The organism is Streptomyces sp. NBC_01217 (assembly GCF_035994185.1).
Classification (GTDB): domain Bacteria; phylum Actinomycetota; class Actinomycetes; order Streptomycetales; family Streptomycetaceae; genus Streptomyces.
Window position 1 is genome coordinate 3448889 of sequence record NZ_CP108538.1, and the last position, 15961, is coordinate 3464849.

Annotated in this window: 9 protein-coding genes; 6 read left to right on the forward strand and 3 right to left on the reverse strand. The window is 71.3% G+C overall.

The window, feature by feature from the left end; genetic code table 11:
* Nucleotides 1-360: 360 nt before the first annotated feature.
* The 6 genes from OG507_RS15195 to OG507_RS15220 all read left to right on the forward strand — a co-directional run bounded on the left by OG507_RS15195 (nucleotide 361) and on the right by OG507_RS15220 (nucleotide 12570).
* Nucleotides 361-3972: an FtsK/SpoIIIE domain-containing protein gene (locus tag OG507_RS15195; RefSeq protein WP_327367733.1), complete on the forward strand. Its 3612-nt coding sequence runs from the start codon at nucleotides 361-363 to the stop codon at nucleotides 3970-3972.
* A 142-nt stretch (nucleotides 3973-4114) separates the two neighbouring features.
* Nucleotides 4115-5482, forward strand: a complete 1368-nt coding sequence (locus OG507_RS15200) for an ABC transporter substrate-binding protein (RefSeq protein ID WP_327367734.1) — start codon at nucleotides 4115-4117, stop codon at nucleotides 5480-5482.
* A gap of 4 nt (nucleotides 5483-5486) precedes the next feature.
* Nucleotides 5487-6905 carry a carbohydrate ABC transporter permease gene (locus OG507_RS15205; protein WP_327367735.1) on the forward strand — a complete coding sequence of 473 codons (1419 nt, stop codon included), beginning with the start codon at nucleotides 5487-5489 and terminating at the stop codon, nucleotides 6903-6905.
* Entirely contained in the window at nucleotides 6902-7819 is a 918-nt protein-coding gene (locus OG507_RS15210; RefSeq protein WP_327367736.1) for a carbohydrate ABC transporter permease, read from the forward strand. Before OG507_RS15205 ends, OG507_RS15210 begins: the two co-directional genes overlap by 4 nt.
* A gap of 193 nt (nucleotides 7820-8012) precedes the next feature.
* The gene (locus OG507_RS15215) at nucleotides 8013-10325 is read left to right on the forward strand and encodes a bifunctional glycosyltransferase/CDP-glycerol:glycerophosphate glycerophosphotransferase (protein WP_327367737.1); all 2313 of its coding nucleotides are present in this window, start codon (nucleotides 8013-8015) and stop codon (nucleotides 10323-10325) included.
* A gap of 43 nt (nucleotides 10326-10368) precedes the next feature.
* The gene (locus OG507_RS15220) at nucleotides 10369-12570 is read left to right on the forward strand and encodes a bifunctional glycosyltransferase/CDP-glycerol:glycerophosphate glycerophosphotransferase (RefSeq protein ID WP_327367738.1); all 2202 of its coding nucleotides are present in this window, start codon (nucleotides 10369-10371) and stop codon (nucleotides 12568-12570) included.
* A gap of 18 nt (nucleotides 12571-12588) precedes the next feature.
* Here the strand turns inward: OG507_RS15220 and OG507_RS15225 are convergent, their stop codons facing one another.
* The 3 genes from OG507_RS15225 to OG507_RS15235 form a co-directional block, all read right to left on the reverse strand.
* A complete protein-coding gene (locus OG507_RS15225) occupies nucleotides 12589-12963 on the reverse strand; it encodes a hypothetical protein (protein ID WP_327367739.1) in 375 nt (124 codons plus the stop codon).
* 70 nt (nucleotides 12964-13033) lie between these two features.
* Complete coding sequence (locus OG507_RS15230; RefSeq protein WP_327367740.1) at nucleotides 13034-14548, reverse strand: bifunctional glycosyltransferase/class I SAM-dependent methyltransferase; 1515 nt, start codon at nucleotides 14546-14548, stop codon at nucleotides 13034-13036.
* A gap of 74 nt (nucleotides 14549-14622) precedes the next feature.
* Nucleotides 14623-15669 carry a glycosyltransferase family 39 protein gene (locus OG507_RS15235; protein ID WP_327367741.1) on the reverse strand — a complete coding sequence of 349 codons (1047 nt, stop codon included), beginning with the start codon at nucleotides 15667-15669 and terminating at the stop codon, nucleotides 14623-14625.
* Nucleotides 15670-15961: the final 292 nt, after the last annotated feature.

The window sequence follows — 15961 nt, forward strand, 5'->3', positions numbered from 1 at the left end:
GCCTCCTGGAAGGAGGTACCGGCCGGTTGCGGAACAAGACGCTCACACCGGGCGGATGGTTGCCGCACAGACGTGCGACGAACCTCTCCCAGCACCCTCCCGTAAGGAATCGGCCACCGTCGAGAACGTTCCAAGCAGGCACTTATGGGCGCACAGCCGACCTTTCAAGATCACTTAGCGGTGACCCCCGGGCGTGTTGTCAGTGGCAGGTGCGAGGATGCCTCCAGCACGGACTGTGGGCTCAGGGAGCCCTGCGGTGCGTGACGAACCTGTACCGGACGACGCGTCCGTGTCGGGTGGGGGGAATCACAGGGCGTTTCCCCTGCCCGGCGCCCCGCGCAGAAGGGACCGCTGACGGCGATGCAGATCCGGCTGACCGTCCTCGCGCCGCGCAGCGGCCAGACCCCGGCGCGCGCCTGCGACGTGCTGGTCACCGCCCCGCCGGGGACGGCGCTCAACACCGTGACGTCCCAGCTGGCCGCGGCCGTCTCCGGGCCAGACGGCTCGCTCGGCAGCGGCGCGGTGGTGCTGTATGCCGGGCGTGAGCGGCTCGACGCGCAGCGATGTGCGCTGGGTGAGCCCCCGCTGGTGGACGGAGCGGTGCTCTCCCTCCAGGTCCCGGGCGAGGACGAGGCGGTGGACGACGCCGTTCCGGCACAGCTGCACGTGGTCGCGGGGCCCGACGCGGGCGGGGTCCATCTGCTGCACGGCGGCCGGATAAGGATCGGCCGCTCCACCGAGGCGGACGTCCCGCTCGACGATCCCGATGTGTCCCGGCTGCACTGCGCGGTGACGGTCTCCGCGGACGGCCTGGTCGCGGTGGCCGACCTGGGCTCCACCAACGGCACCCTGCTCGACGGCAGGGAGGTCGGCGACCGCCCGGTCCGCCTGAAGCCCGGCGCGCTGCTGCGGCTCGGCGAATCGTCGCTCCGGCTGACCTCCGGCGCGCGTACGCCGACGCTGGCGACGGCCCCGGACGGCGAGGGACATCTACGGGTGTCCGGTACGGCGGCCGCGGGCGCCGCCGACGACGGCTTCGCCGAGGAGTACGGCTCCGGCCACGGTTACGCCCCGGCCGCCCCTACCCCGCATGAAGGACCCGGCGCCTCTCACACGTACGGGAGCGGCGACGGCGGATCGGACACCGGCCGCCCGCCCTCCACCGAGCGCTCCCCCCGCTTTCCGGACGACGAAACGCCCCGCCGGGGCGGGATAGGTGCCTGGGCACGCAGACTCGCGGGCAACAAGGGCGAGCCGGTGCACGAGGCGGCACCCGATGAGACGGGCGCGGCCGAACAGCCCTTCCCGGCCACCTCCCCCGTGATGCCCTCGGGGGCCGCCCCGGAGAGCACCTGGCCCGACCCCTCGGCCGTGCTGCTGACCGCGCTCGGCCCCGGCCCCCGCCTGTGGGAGCGTGACACGGCGCATCCGGAGGCACTCGTGGTGCGTCTGGGGACGACGGACCGGGCCGGGCTGCCCGCCGTGCCGGTGACCGTGGCGCTGCGGGAGGCCGGTTCCCTCGGCCTCGCCGGGCCGCGGACCCGGCTGGCCGGACTCGCTCGTTCCACGGTCGCGCAGCTCGCCGCGCTGCACTCCCCCGCCGATCTGGAGATCGTCCTGATCAGCACGGACCGCGCCCGCGGCGCGGACGAGCGCAGGCGCGAGTGGGCCTGGCTCGGCTGGCTGCCCCATCTGCGGCCGATGCACGGCCAGGACTGCCGGCTGCTCCTCGCGTACGACCGCGAGCAGGCCGCCGCCCGTACGACGGAGCTGGTGCGCCGGCTGGACGACGGACCTCTCGGGCCCGGCTGGGCGAGCCTGGACCGGAGCACGGTCGCCGAGGCCGCCGCGCAGTACACGGGTCCGTACACCGTGGTGATTCTCGACGGCGACCCCGGCTCGGCGGTGCTGCGCGAGAACACCGCGCGGCTGGCCGCCGCGGGTGCCGCCGCCGGGATCCATCTGATCTGCCTGGCCGAGACCCCGGCCGCCACACCCACCTCGCCGGTCGCGGCGACGTACGAGGCCGCGTGCCACGCCTCGATCGCGTTCCGCGAGTGCGGGGCGGTGGCGATGCTGAGCGGCGACGTGGCGACGGCGCTGCGGCTGCTGCGCACGGCGGACGGCCGGGCCGCGGGCCACGGCACGGTCGCCGCGGTGGACGCGGTGTCGGCGCACTGGGCCGAGCGGTTCGGCCGGGCGCTGGCCCCGCTGCGTACGGAGGGTTCGGCGACAGCCCACGGCCGGTCCGCCTCGGCCGCGCTCCCGCCGACCGCCCGTCTGCTGGACGAGCTGGGTCTGGCCCGTGCCACCCCGGCCTCCCTGATGGCACGCTGGGCCTCCACGGCGGACCACCAGCCCGGCGCCACGGTCAGCGGCTCGGGCCGCTGGTCCGGCGGGCCCGCGGGCGCCGGTGGTGTTGCGGGCGCGGCCGAGACGGATGCCCGCGGTTCGGGCCGTACGGAGTACCCGCGCGGCACGGGTCCGCGCGTCGGCGCCCAGCGCACGAGCGGCGAGGGCGGATACGGCCCGGGCCCGGGCCGCACCCTGTACCCCGGCAGCGAGACCACCACCCACGTCGGCACAGCGGGCCACGGCCTCGCGCGCGACGACACCCGCGACACCCACGGCTCGGGGCGCACCCCGTACCCGGGGCATTACGGCGGTTCGCCCGGGGACACCCCCAGCTCCCGCACCGTTCCCGGGTCCGGCACCTGGAGCGGTGGCGATGCCCAGGGGGCCGCCAGTCTCCCTTCCACCGGGTCCGGGCGGACCTCGAACCGGGTCAGCGGTCCGCGCGGCGGCGACACACCCCGGGTCGCGGCCCGGGGCTCCGAGAGCGGGGCGGCGGCCGTACGTACCGCCGTGGACACCGACACGAACACGGACGCGAGCACCAAAACGCCCGCCTCCACCGAAGGCACCGCTGCCGTGGCCGCGGGCCGTCCCGTCGTGGTGCTCGGGGCCGGGCCCCGGGGCGCGGTCGGTGTGGATCTGGCGGAGGAGGGCCCCCATCTCCTCATCGAGGGGCCGTCCGGCAGCGGACGTACGGAGCTGCTGCGGGCCGTCGCCGCCTCGCTGGCCGCGGCCGCCCGGCCCGACCGGCTGGGCCTGCTCCTGGTCGACGGCGCCGGTGGCGAGCGCGGCGAGAGCCTGCGCCCGTGCACCGAGCTCCCGCACGCGTTCGCCCACCTGGTGGCCTCCGATCCGGTCAGGATGCGGGAGTTCGCGCAGGAGCTGGGCGGCGAGCTGAAGCGGCGCGCCGAGCTGCTCGGCCCGTACGACTTCACCGAATGGCATCACCGGCACGAGGTGGCGCAGCGGATGGTGGGCCAGCGCCCGCCGAGCGCCGCGGAGCAGCGCGGCGACGTGGACTCCCCGATGAGCGGCACGCTGCGGCTGAGGCCCGCCGCCGCGCGGTCCACGGACCCCGGTCCCTCCCCGCTGCCCCGGCTCGTCGTCCTCGTCGACGACTTCGACGCGCTGGTCGCCCCGGCGCTCGGCAGCCCCGGCCGCCCCGCCGCGGGTTCGGTCGTGCGGGCCCTGGAGGCCGTGGCGAGGGACGGCGGCAGGCTCGGCGTCCATCTGGTCGCGACGTCCGCCCGCCCGGACCGTACGGACGACACGGACCTGGCTCATGGCGCCCGGCTGCGCATCGTGCTCGACGCGCCGGTCGTCCCGCAGTCACCGGAGGACCCGGCGCCCGGACGGGGCAGGCTGGGGCATCCGGACGGGCGGGTGACCCCGTTCCAGGGCGGCAGGGTGACGGGGCGCATTCCGCGTACGGCGACCCTGCGCCCCACCGTCGTCCCGCTGGAGTGGGAGCGGATGGGCGATCCGCCGACCAGGCGCCCGGTCCGTGAGCTGGGCAACGGTCCGACGGACCTGGCGCTGCTGGCCAGTGCGCTGGAGCGGGCGGCCCGGTCGGTGAACGCCGAGCCGATAGCCCCGTTCGGGCCCGTTCACACCTGAGGGGATACCTGTTCCGTACATTCACTGACATCATGTCACGAGCCCATCACGATCATCGAGTTGGGACCGGAAGCGGTATTGCGGCGCCGTTACACCGGGCGTAGGACTGTGCGCACACGACGACGTGAGAGACGGGGCAGCGATGCGCACAACCCTTCGGATCAGCAGGGCCGCCGTGGTGTTCACAGCCATAGGTGCACTGGCCCTCACCGGTTGCGGCGACGACGGTGGCAGCGGGAAAGGCAAGCCGGACAAGAGCTCCGGGGGCGGCGACAAGAACTCGTCGGGCGTCACACTGCCGAAGCTGGACGGCGAGAAGCTCTCGGTCGCGGCGGTCTGGACCGGGGTCGAGCAGGCCAACTTCGTCAAGGTCCTCAAGGAGTTCGAGAACCGCACGGGGGCGACGGTCACCTTCGTCCCGGCGCAGGACCCGATTGTCAACTTCCTCGGTACGAAGATCGCGGGCGGTCAGCCGCCGGACGTCGCGATGATCCCGCAGGTCGGCGCGATCCAGCAGGCCGCCGAGAAGAAGTGGGCCAAGCCGGTCGGCGCCGAGGCCAAGGCCCAGCTGGCCAAGAACTACGCGAAGGTCTGGCAGGACCTCGGCACCGTTGACGGCACCCAGTACGGCGTCTACTTCAAGGCCGCCAACAAGTCCCTGATCTGGTACAACGCCCAGGCGTTCGAGAACGCGGGCGCGTCCGAGCCGAAGACCTGGAAGGACTTCCTGGCGACGGCCGAGACGGTCTCCGCCTCGGGTGTCACCCCTGTCTCGGTCGGCGGCGCGGACGGCTGGACCCTCACCGACTGGTTCGAGAACATCTATCTCTCCCAGGCGGGCCCGGAGAAGTACGACCAGCTGGCCAAGCACGAGATCAAGTGGACGGACCCGTCCGTCAAGGACGCGCTGACCACGCTCGCGGAGCTGTTCGGCAAGCCGTCGCTGATCGCGGGCGGTGCCGATGGCGCACTGCAGACGGAGTTCCCGGCCTCGGTCACCCAGACCTTCACCGGCGGCGACCAGCCAAAGGCCGCGATGGTATACGAAGGCGACTTCGTGGCCGTCAACATCGCGCAGACGAAGGCGAAGATCGGGACCGACGCCAAGGTGTTCCCGTTCCCGGCGGTCGGCGCCGAGTCCCCCGTGGTGACGGGTGGCGACGCGGCGGTGGCGCTGAAGGACGGCAAGGGCGCCCAGGCGCTGCTGACCTGGCTGGGTTCGACGGACGCGGCGAAGATCATGGCCGAGCAGGGCGGGTTCATCTCGCCGAACAAGTCCCTGGACGCCGCCGCGTATCCGAACGAGGTGCAGAGCACGATGGCGAAGGCGCTGATCGCGGCCGGTGACGCCGTCCGGTTCGACATGTCCGACCAGGCCCCGCAGTCGTTCGGCGGGACGCCCGGGAAGGGCGAGTGGAAGACCCTCCAGGACTTCCTGAAGAACCCGAAGGACATCGCGGGGACCCAGGCGAAGCTGGAGTCCGACGCGGCCAAGGCGTACAAGAGCTGACGGGATGACGACAGCCGCAGCGGGGGGCGCCGAAGCGGTGCCCCCCGCCGACAAGCATCCGTCCGGACAGCCGTCGCTGCCCGCACCCAGAAAGCCGTCCGACACCCCGGCCGGCGGCCCGGGACGCAGCCGCAGGAGTGTGACCGGCACCCGCCGGATCTTCGCGGCGCTGTTCCTGGCGCCCGCGCTGGTGCTGCTGGGCGCGCTCGTGGTCTATCCGATCGTGTACTCCGTCTACCGGTCGTTCTTCGACCAGGCGGGTACGGGCTTCGCCGGACTCGACAACTACAAGGCGCTGTTCACGGACGACACCATCCGTACGGCGGTCAAGAACAACGCGATCTGGGTGGTGTTCGCGCCGACGGTCTCCACGGCCCTCGGGCTGATCTTCGCGGTGCTGACGGAACGGATCCGCTGGGGCACGGCGTTCAAGCTGATCGTCTTCATGCCGATGGCGATCTCCATGCTCGCCGCGGGCATCATCTTCCGGCTGGTGTACGACGCGGCCCCGGAACGCGGGGTCGCCAACGCCGTATGGGTGGGTGTGCACGACACGTTCGCCGAGTCGGCGGGCTATCCGAAGGCGCATCCGCTGCCCGTCCACCCGCTCAAGGAGGGTGGCGGCGGCTCGTTCGTCACCAAGGCGCCGGTACGGGCCGGGCAGCCGGTGCAACTGCCGCTGGTCGGCGTGGCACCGGCGAAGATGCCGACGGACGCGAAGCCCGCGAAGGCCGCCGCGACGGAGGCCGGGAAGATCACCGGCACCGCGTGGCTGGACTTCACCCGGGGCGGCGGCGGAAAGCCCAATGTCATCGACGCCAAGGAGTTGGGGCTCAAGGGCATCAAGGTGGAGGCGGTCAAGGACGGCAAGGTGGTCGCCTCGGCGACGGCGGGCGCGGACGGTACGTTCACCCTGCCCGCCTCGGCCGACGGCGCCGGACTCCGGCTCCCCGCCTCGAACTTCAACGAGCCGTACAACGGAGTCGAATGGCTGGGCCCGACCCTCGTCACCCCGGGGATCATCGGCTCCTACGTCTGGATGTGGGCCGGGTTCGCGATGGTGCTGATCGCCGCGGGCCTGGCGGGCCTGCCGCGTGAACTCCTCGAAGCCGCCCGGGTGGACGGCGCGAACGAGTGGCAGGTCTTCCGCCGGATCACGGTGCCGATGCTGGCGCCCGTCCTCGCAGTGGTGCTGGTCACGCTGATGATCAACGTCCTGAAGATCTTCGACCTGGTCTTCATCATCGCACCCGGCTCCTCGCAGGACGACGCGAACGTGCTGGCGCTCCAGCTCTACCGCTCCTCGTTCGGCACGGACGCGGACCTGGGGATCGGCAGCGCCATCGCCGTACTCCTGCTGCTGCTGGTGCTCCCGGTGATGTTCTTCAATATTCGCCGCATCCGGAAGGAGGGACGCCGATGACGACAGCGTCGACCGCGGACACGGACACGACCGCGACAGCCGGAACCGGAGCGGTGAAGGCCGAGCAGTCCCTCGGTTCGCGCATCGCCGCCCGCGCGGGCGGCGGTGTGATGCGGGCCTTCCTCATCCTGGTGGGCCTGTTCTGGCTGATGCCGACCATCGGGCTGCTGCTGTCCTCGCTGCGCGGCGCGGACGACATCGCGGCGACCGGCTGGTGGAAGATCTTCACGGCCCCGTCCCAGATCACCTTCGACAACTACTCACGCCTGCTGGACAATTCGACCATCACCCACTCCCTCCTCAGCACGGTCATGATCACCGTCCCGGCGACCGTCCTGGTCGTCGTGATCGGTTCACTGGCCGGATACGCCTTCGCCTGGATGGAGTTCCCCGGCCGCGACTGGTGGTTCCTGTTGGTCGTGGGGCTGTTGGTGGTGCCGGTGCAGGTCGCACTGGTCCCGGTCTCCAAGCTCTTCGGCGCGGTGGGGATCTTCGAGACGACCTTCGGCGTGATCATCTTCCACACGGCCTTCGGGCTGCCCTTCGCGATCTTCCTGCTGCGGAACTTCTTCGCGGAGATCCCGAGGGAACTGCTGGAGGCGGCCCGGCTCGACGGGGCGGGCGAGATCCGGCTCTTCACCCGGGTCGTGATGCCCCTGGGCGGTCCGGCGATCGCCTCGCTGGGGATCTTCCAGTTCCTCTGGGTGTGGAACGACATGCTGGTCGCGCTGATCTTCGCGGACTCCGACTCCCCGCCGATCACGGTGGCCCTGCAGCAGCAGGTACGGCAGTTCGGCAACAACATCGATGTGCTGGCGCCCGGCGCCTTCGTGTCGATGGTGATTCCGCTCGCGGTCTTCTTCGCCTTCCAGCGTCAGTTCGTCTCCGGGGTGATGGCGGGCGCGGTGAAGTAGGCGGTGAACCAGCCGGTGCAGCAAGCAGTGAAGTAATACGCACAGCCGTGCGTCAACGCGGGGCGGTCCTGTTCATCACAACAGGACCGCCCCACCTGCAACTTCGCAGATTTGCCACGATTTGGCGTAACTCTGTCACTCCATCGGCCGTTTGCGGACCGCCCCCGCGCTGCGAACGACCCATGGATGTGTTGTGCCCCGGTTCAGTGTCATCGTGCCCGCGTACCGGGTTCAGGCGTATCTGCACGAGAGCCTGGACTCGGTGCTGGCCCAGTCCTTCGAGGACTTCGAGATCATCGCGGTGAACGACTGCTCGCCCGATGCCTGCGGCGCCGTCATCGACGAGTTCGCCGCCCGCGACCACCGGGTACGGGCCGTGCACCTGCCGGAGAACGTGGGCCTGGGCCGGGCCCGTAACGCCGGGATCGCACAGGCCACCGGCGACTACCTGATCTTCCTGGACAGCGACGACACCCTCGCCCCCGGCGCGCTGCGGGCCGTCGCCGACCGGATCGAGGAGACCGGCGAACCGGACGTCGTGGTCTACGACTACGCCCGTACGTACTGGACCGGCGAGAGCGTACGCAACAGCTTCGCCGAGCACCTCTCCGAGACCGGCCCCGCCACCTTCACGCTCGCCGGCCGGCCCGGGCTGCTGAAGGTCCTGATGGTCGTCTGGAACAAGGCGTACCGCCGCGCCTTCGTCGAAACCGAGGGGTTCGTCTTCCCGCCCGGCTACTACGAGGACACGCCCTGGACCTACCCGGTGCTGATGGCCGCCCGCTCCATCGCGGTCCTCGACCGGGTGTGCGTCGGCTACCGGCAGCGGCGCCAGGGCAACATCCTGGCCACCACCAGCCGCAAGCACTTCGACATCTTCGAACAGTACGACCGGGTCTTCGCGTTCATCGAGGCCCGCCCCGAACTCGCGCCCTGGCGGCCGGTGATCTTCCGCAGGATGCTCGACCACTTCTGCACCCTGTTCACCGCCCCGGGCCGGCTGCCGCGCGGCAGCCGCGCCGAGTTCTTCCGCCGCGCCCGCGCCCACCACGGCCGCTACCGCGCCCCGGGCGCCCCCGCCCCGCGCCGCGCCCGGCTGCGCCACGGCCTGATCCGGCTGGGCGCGCACCGCACCTACCGCGCGCTGTGGACCGCGCAGCTGGCGCACGGCAGGCTGCGCAGGACCGCGGCGGCCGTTCGCCGGGTGCTGCGGGCCGCCACGCTCCAGGCGTACTACCGCATCCAGCTGCGGCTGCCCGTCCGGACGGACCGGGCTGTGTTCGCCGCGTACTGGCACCGCGGCTACGCCTGCAATCCGGCGGCGATCGAGGCGAAGGCCCGTGAACTTGTCCCCGGCCTGCGGACCGCCTGGATCTGCCGACCCGAGGACGCCCACACCGTGCCCGCCGCGACGCGCAGGATCACCCCGGGAACGTACGCCTACTGGCGGGCGCTGGCCCGGTCCAAGTACCTGGTGAACAACGTCAACTTCGACCGGCGGCTGGTCAAGCGGCGCGGCCAGGTACTGCTCCAGACCCACCACGGCACCCCCCTGAAGACCATGGGCCTCGACCTCCAGGACCGTCCCGCGGCGGCCCGCGGGATGGACTTCGGCCGGCTGCTCGCCAATGTCGACAAGTGGGACTACTCCCTCTCCGCGAACCAGCACTCCACCCTCGTCTGGGAGAAGGCCTATCCCCCGGCCTCGGCGAACTGCGTGACGCTGGAGTACGGGTATCCGCGCAACGACGTCTACCAGCGGGCCACCGCCGACGACGTGGCACGGCTGCGCAAGTCCCTCGGCATCCCCGAGGGCACCCTGGCCCTGCTGTACGCGCCCACGCACCGCGACTACCGGCGCGACAGGCACCCCCAGCTGGACCTGGCGCACATGCTGCGGGTCCTCGGTCCCGGCTTCGTGATCCTGACCCGCGCGCACTACTCGTACGGGGCCGTGCCCCTCCACGAGCCGCACCCGCGGCTCATCGACGTCAGCGGCCACCCCTGCGTCGAGGCGCTCGCGCTCGCCTCGGACGCGCTGATCACGGACTACTCGTCGCTGATGTTCGACTACGCCAATCTGGACCGCCCCGTCGTCATCCACTGCGGCGACCGCGAGGCGTATGAAGCGGCCCGCGGCACCTACTTCGACCTGCACTCCTGCCCGCCCGGTCCGACCGCGCACAGCCAGGACGCACTGCTGGACATCTTCGTGACCGGCCACTGGCGGGGCTCCCGCTCCGACCGGCTGCGCAAGGCGTTCCGGGAGCGCTTCTGCCCTTACGACGACGGGCACGCGGCTGAGCGGGTGGTGCGCCGGGTCTTCCTGGGCGACACATCCGCCCGGCCGCCCGCGCTCCCTTTGGCCGGGCGTCGGCCCGCACCGGCGGCGGACAACCCGGCTCCGGTGCCGGTCCCCGCACCGGCCACCGCCGCGGTTCCCGCCGGCCGGCACGCGCCCCCGGGCCTCGGCCTCGCCGGGGCCCGGCCCGCCAACCGCCCCTGACCGCGCCCCGTTTCCCGTTTCCCCAGTCCGAGAAAGAGCCTGTATGCCCCGGCTGAGTGTCATCATCCCCGTCCGCCGCGCCCGAGGACAGCTGCGCGAGTGCCTGGAGTCGGTGCTCACCCAGTCGTTCACGGACATCGAGGTGATCGGGGTCGACGACGGCGCTCCGGACGGTTCGGGGCTGCTGTTCGACGAGTTCGCCGCACGGGACGGGCGGGTGCAGGCCATTCATCTGCCGCCGGGGGCCGGCCAGGACGGTCGGCGCAACGCCGGGGCCGAGCGTGCCGTCGGGGACTATCTCCTCTTCCTGGAGGGCAACTTCGTTCATCTGCCGGGCGCCCTGCGGGCCGTCGCCGACCGGCTGGAGGCCACCGGTGACCCCGAACTGCTGCTGTTCGGCCATCACCGGCGCCCGTTCCGGGGCCGCCCCCGCCCGACCCGGTCGCTGGAGCTGCTCGGCGAACTGCCCGAGGGGCGGCTCACCCTGACCGGGCACCCCGCACTCCTGGACATCGCACCGGTCTCCTGGAACCGCGCCGTACGCCGCACCCTCCACGAGGGCGAGAAGCTGACCTTCGGACCTGGTCGGCACGGAGAGCGGATGTACGCGCTCCAGACCCTCGCCGCGGCCGAGTCCGTCGCCGTGCTCCCGACCCCTTGCGTCGAGCACCGCAGCCGACGCAGTCTGCCCGTTCCGGCCGACGCCACGGAACCCGCCGACGGCTCCACGCCGCACGAGCTGGTCGACGCGTTCGCCGCTCTGATGCAGTTCGTACGGGACCGGCCGCTCCTGCACCCCGTACAGCCCCTGCTCTTCGAACGGGCAGTCCAGGAACTCCTCGCCGGATACCCGTCGGTGACCCGGCGGCGCAGGCGCTACGTACGGTCCGTCGCGGCGTTCCACCGTGCGCACCGGCCCGAGGGGCACCGCTTCCCGGGCGGCGCCAAGGGGCTGCGGCCGAAGCTGATCGGCGGTGGCCGGTACGCCCTGCTCGGCGCCCTCGATGCCGTCCTGGCGCTGCGCCGGGGCCTGCGGGCGGCGCCCGGCGCGGTGCGGGCGCGGGCCAGGCGCACGCTCGCGCCGCGCTACTACTGGTGGCAGCGCAGGCTGCCGCTGGACCCCGGGCTCGCCGTCTACGCCGCGTACTGGAACCGTGGCGTGAGCTGCAATCCGGAGGCGATCTTCCGCAAGGCCCAGGAGCTGGCCCCGCGGGTGCGCGGGGTGTGGGTGGTGTCGAGGAACCAGGTGGACACGGTGCCCAAGGGCATCGACCACGTGGTGCCGGGAACCCGCCGCTACTGGCAGGCGCTGGCCCGGGCCACGTACTTCTTCAACAACGTCAACTTCCCCGACCACCTGGTCAAGCGCCCCGGCCAGATCCATGTGATGACCCATCACGGCACCCCGCTGAAGATCATGGGGCTCGACCAGCAGGACCATCCGGCAGCCGCCCAGGGGCTGAACTTCGACCGGCTGCTCCAGCGCGTCGACCGGTGGGACTGGAGCGTCTCCGCCAATCCGCACTCCACCGAGGTGTGGGCCCGTGCCTATCCGGGCGCCGCGCGGTCCCTCGAATCGGGCTATCCGCGCAATGACGTCTTCGCGACGGCGACGGACGGGCGGATCGCACGGATCCGCGAGGATCTCGGCATCCGGCCCGGTCAGCGCGCCGTCCTGTACGCGCCGACGCACCGCGACTACGAGGCGGCGTTCACCAGCCGGCTCGATCTGGTCCGGCTCTGCGAGGCGCTCGGCCCGGACACCGTGGTGCTGGTCCGCGCCCACTACTTCTACGAGGGTGCCGGGCTGCCGGAGCACCCTTCGCTCGTCGACGTCTGCGCCCATCCGCGGATCGAGGAGCTGTGCCTGGCGGCGGACGCGCTGGTGACGGACTACTCATCGGTGATGTTCGACTACGCGCACCTGGACCGCCCGATCGTGGTGCACGCCCCCGACTGGGAGACGTACCGCACGGTCCGCGGGGTCTGCTTCGACCTGCTGTCCGGGAAGCCCGGCGACACCCCCGGGGCGGTCTCCACGGATACGGAGGAGCTGGCCCGGATCTTCCTCGACGGCAGCTGGCGGAGCCCGGCGAACGATGCGCTGCGGGCCGCGTTCCGCGCCCGGTTCTGTCCGTACGACGACGGGCGCGCGGCGGAGCGGGTGGTCCGGCAGGTGCTGCTGGGGAAGAGCGCGGTGCCGGGCCCGTCCGGCGGCGTGTCCTCGGCCGCCGGACGGGCTTGATTCCCCTCAGCATTCCCCTCAGCGCTGCTGGCCGGCCATCACCGTCACGAGGCCGACGACCACGAGGAGCGAGCCGCCCCAGGTCCACATCGACGTCCGCTCGTGCAGCACGGTCGCTCCGGCCAGCACGATCAGCAGATACCCGAGGGCGTTGAACGGGTAGGCGATGGACAGCGGCACCTTGGCCAGGGTGGTCATCCAGGCGACGGCGGACACCGCGAAGACCACCAGTCCGAGGACCACCCACGGGCTGGTCGCGGCGCGCAGGGCGACGGACCCACCGCTCTGCGCGGCGGCCGCGGCGGCCCCCTTCATCCCGTGCTTGAGCATGATCTGGCCACCCGCCGACGAGAACACGGCGAACAGCAGCAGCATCAGACTGGGGAGGGTCAAGGTCTTGCTCCTGACTGCGGCGACCGGGGTCCCGGACGCCGGGGCGGGGACGGGACGGGGGACTGCGGCCTCAGACGCCGACCCGGTCGGCAGCGGCGTACTCTCGGTTGAGGATGTCCTGTACATCGACGTGCTCTCCAGCGATGATCGTCTCGGCCGCATGCGGGGTGAGCAGTGCGACGTGCTGATAGCCGAACAGCGTCGGCCGGATCCGGGTGAGCAGCTTGGACACCCCGCCGAGGACCGCGGGGAGCGGTCCGCCGCCGAGCAGCGCCCAGAACGGGGCCCCGGTGGAGGTGATGTCCAGGACGTCATAGCCCGCGTTCCTGACCGTGCGGCGCAGGCTGGCCCGGGTGAAGAAGCGCAGATGCGTTTCGTCGAGGATGCCGCGCCGGTCGTAGTCGAAGACGCCGAACGCGACCCGCAGCCGTGAGTACCAGTGACTGAAGTTCGGTACGGAGAGCAGCACATGGCCGCCCGGCCGCAGCACCCCGGCAACCTCACAGAGCACACGCTCGGGGCGTGAGAGGTGCTCGATGACATCACCGGCGACCACGTAGTCGTAGTCGGCGCCGATCTCCGCGGGCAGCCCCTCCTCCAGGTCGGCGAGGTGGAAGTGGGTGCACTTCTCGCGCACGCCGGGGACCTCGACGTAGTCCACGCCCGTCACTTCGTGGCCGAGTGCTTCGAGGCGCTGTGCGAACAGGCCGCCGGAGCAGCCGAGATCGAGGACCCGGCCGGGCGGGAGACTGCGCATCCTCTCCAGGATGACGGCGTGTGAGGAGCCGTCGCCCTCCTTGAACGCGTACTCGACGGGCTTGGGGATCCAGGCGCAGGTGCCGAATCCCTTGACGGCGAGCCGGTATTCGAGGACGTCCTTGACGACGTCCTTCGCGTACTTCATGCCGTTGACGTAGCAGATCTCGTCGCCGTAGTAGGTGGGGACGGGGATCTCCTTGATCCGCATTCCCTCGTTGAGCAGCTGGACGATGATCTGGGTGTCGAAGTCGAACGCGTCGGTGTTCCGGTGGATCGGCAGCTTCTTGAGTGCCGCGACGCTGTAGGCGCGGTACCCGGAGTGGAATTCGGTGAGCTGCGAGCCGAGAAGGGTGTTCTCCAGACGGGTGAGAATGCGGTTGCCGAGCCATTTGTACATCGGCATGCCGCCCTTGAGGGCGGACCCGGATTTCATCATCCGTGATCCGAACACGGCCTCGCATTCACCGCGTTCGATGGGTGCGACCATCTCGGGGAGGAATTCGGGGGCGTACTGCCCGTCGCCGTGCAGCAGCACGATGATGTCGAGTCCGTGTTCGGCGGCCAGCGCGTATCCGGCCTTCTGGTTTCCGCCGTATCCGAGATTCTTGGTGTGCCGCATCACCACGGTCCGCGGCATGCCCTCCGTCTGCGACCAGCGGCAGCCCGCGGTGAAGGTCGCGTCATGGCTCGCGTCGTCGAGAATGAGGACCTCGGCGACCTTGGACCGGAAGTCCTCCGGAATGCGGTCGAGGGTCCTCTCCAGCGTCGTCTCGGCGTTGTACGCGACCACCAGGATGCCGATCCTGGGGCTCGGGCTTTCCTTCACGGGGCGTTCTCCAGTTGTGCTCGGTGCTCGGTGCTCGGTGCTCGGTGCTCGGTGCTCGGTGCTCGGGCGGGCGGTCAGTTGACGGCGGAACCGGTGGACTGCGAGGCGCAGGGCGCCGGGGCCGGGGACCGCTCGGCGGAGGGTTGCGGGGGTACGGCGGGCGGCGCGGCGAGGATCTTGCGGATTGCGCTGACGAGAGCGGCGGCGAGGACGAACCAGCCGGCCTCGCCGAAGTGCAGCACCGTGTCGCTCCAGTGCACGGCGGAGCGCCCCTGGTAGCCGAGGACCGCGGTCAGGCCGAGCAGACAGCTGTACGCGGCGCCTTCCCAGAACCCGATGACGAACAGCCCGGCGGCCGCCCAGGTCAGGTACTGCAGGGCGGATGCGGTGGAGAGCAGCAGCAGGAGGCACATCGTGACGGCGACGACACCGGGCAGCTGACCGGGCCGCAGCCGGGCGAGCCAGACGCCCGCCGCCACACAGGCCAGCACGAAGAGGAAGTGTCCGTCGCCCTGGATGAACGTGATGGACGACTGCGGCAGGCCGAGCACATCGGCGAACCGGACGAGGCCCCAGAGCCGGTAGCCGCCCCCCGCGTACTCCAGGACGTTCTCCCTGAGGTGCTGCGGAACGGTCACCAGAACCGGCACCCAGAGGAGCGCGGCCAGGGCGGTGAACCCGGCGGTGAAGCGGATGAGCGCCGGCCGGCCCGACCGCAGCGCGACCAGGAACAGCGCCGGGATCACCACCACCGGGATGAACTTGATGCTGATCGAGAGCGCGGCACAGATCCCGGCGGCCAGCGGGGACTTCCGGTCCACGAGCAGATGGGCGGCTGCCAGGGCGAACGTGATGGCGGCCGCATCGGTGTTGCCGTGATAGCCGGAGGTGGCGATCAGTACGGGACTGAGGGCCACGCCCGCCCCGCAGGCGGCCGCCGTGCCGAGGGAGCCGCGCCTGCGCACGATTTCGAACACGAGGAGTGCGCAGAAGAAGTCGGCGATCGAGGCGGGTGATCTGATCAGCGTCCCGAACGGAATTCCGAGTTCGGTGAGTTCGTCCATCCCGAGGAGCATCCAGCCGGCCAGTGGCGGATGGTTGTAGACGGGCAGTCCCGGCAAGGGCTGTTCATAAATCCGAATGGGGCCGTACCGCGCGATGGCCTGTGCGAAACCCTGAAAGATTCGCACGTCGGCCGGGCCCGGCATGTTCGCCGCGATCAGCATTCGGGTGAGGAGACCGGCGGCTGCGGCAATGAGCACCACCGCTCTCGCCCGACGTACGTCCCAGGTTTCGCATCGCATCCGGATACCCATGAACACAGAACGTAGCAACCGGGAGACGCAGAGCAACGCACCGATGACCACACTTATATGGATCGCGGCTCCACAGCCCCGTGTATCAGTGCAAACG

Coding starts and splice junctions, on each gene's coding strand:
- OG507_RS15195 (WP_327367733.1), top strand. CDS start 361: ATGCAGATCCGGCTGACCGTCCTCGCGCCGCGCAGCGGCCAGACCCCG.
- OG507_RS15200 (WP_327367734.1), top strand. CDS start 4,115: ATGCGCACAACCCTTCGGATCAGCAGGGCCGCCGTGGTGTTCACAGCC.
- OG507_RS15205 (WP_327367735.1), top strand. CDS start 5,487: ATGACGACAGCCGCAGCGGGGGGCGCCGAAGCGGTGCCCCCCGCCGAC.
- OG507_RS15210 (WP_327367736.1), top strand. CDS start 6,902: ATGACGACAGCGTCGACCGCGGACACGGACACGACCGCGACAGCCGGA.
- OG507_RS15220 (WP_327367738.1), top strand. CDS start 10,369: ATGCCCCGGCTGAGTGTCATCATCCCCGTCCGCCGCGCCCGAGGACAG.